Annotated in this window: 1 protein-coding gene and 1 pseudogene; both read right to left on the reverse strand. The window is 47.4% G+C overall.

What is annotated here, in order from left to right:
* The coding region (locus G3T18_RS24630) for a TIGR02588 family protein (protein WP_224413238.1) at positions 1 to 404 on the reverse strand (404 nt) is incomplete at its 3' end.
* Positions 382 to 540: pseudogene (locus G3T18_RS24635) on the reverse strand (RNA-guided endonuclease IscB); the annotation flags it as partial. The gene G3T18_RS24630 and the pseudogene G3T18_RS24635, both read right to left, overlap by 23 nt.
* Between the last annotated feature and the right edge of the window lie 201 nt (positions 541 to 741).

The raw sequence follows: 741 nt of genomic DNA on the forward strand, positions 1-741 counted from the left end.
GATAAAAATTCTATTTGCTGTTCGCCATTTTCCTCAATTTTCCCCTCTACGCGCAGTTGAGCAACCACTTCCACTGACTCAGCAGTGCTACCACCAATGTTGGTGACGCTAAAGGGGACGTAATATTGTCCTTGTGCAGAGCGAATTTCTTTTTGTTCGATCGCTACTGACAAAACTGGTGGTTCGTTTTCGCCAGTTATCCAACGATACACTACTAAAGAGGCGATCGCACCAACAATCACTAAGGCTATAGTAAATGTTACCCATTCGGCGGGCGATCGCTGTGGTTGTTCTTTTTCTTCGTTTTTGTCACCGAAGATAGGGGGCTTCTCATCCCCCAAGGCAGGCGAATCCCCCTCGATGGGGGTGAGACTGCCAGATTCAGAGCACATAGGCGTAGCCATCCTTTCTATGAATTGGTTTACAATACTTGTGGCTGATTCCTGCAACTCTCCCAGTCTTGGTTGCAATATCGAAACTGCCAGAAGCGCGGCAAAGAACTCGCCCCATGTAGTCGCCAATTTTCTTACCCGATTTGACTGCTCCCCTCCCTCCGCGTTGCTAAAGGGAGGGGATTCTTAAGCCATCCAAAAATAGACTCTTAAAGGCGTAGTCAAAACGCCCCTACTGACTCCTTTGAGAGAAAATTTCAAAGTTGCCGCTACTTTTTTGAGGATGTTAGCCGCACCGTTGCAGTCAGCATTGATCGAACTACCATTCCCAGAACGATATAATCCTCGA

The organism is Oscillatoria salina IIICB1 (assembly GCF_020144665.1).
GTDB lineage: Bacteria > Cyanobacteriota > Cyanobacteriia > Cyanobacteriales > SIO1D9 > IIICB1.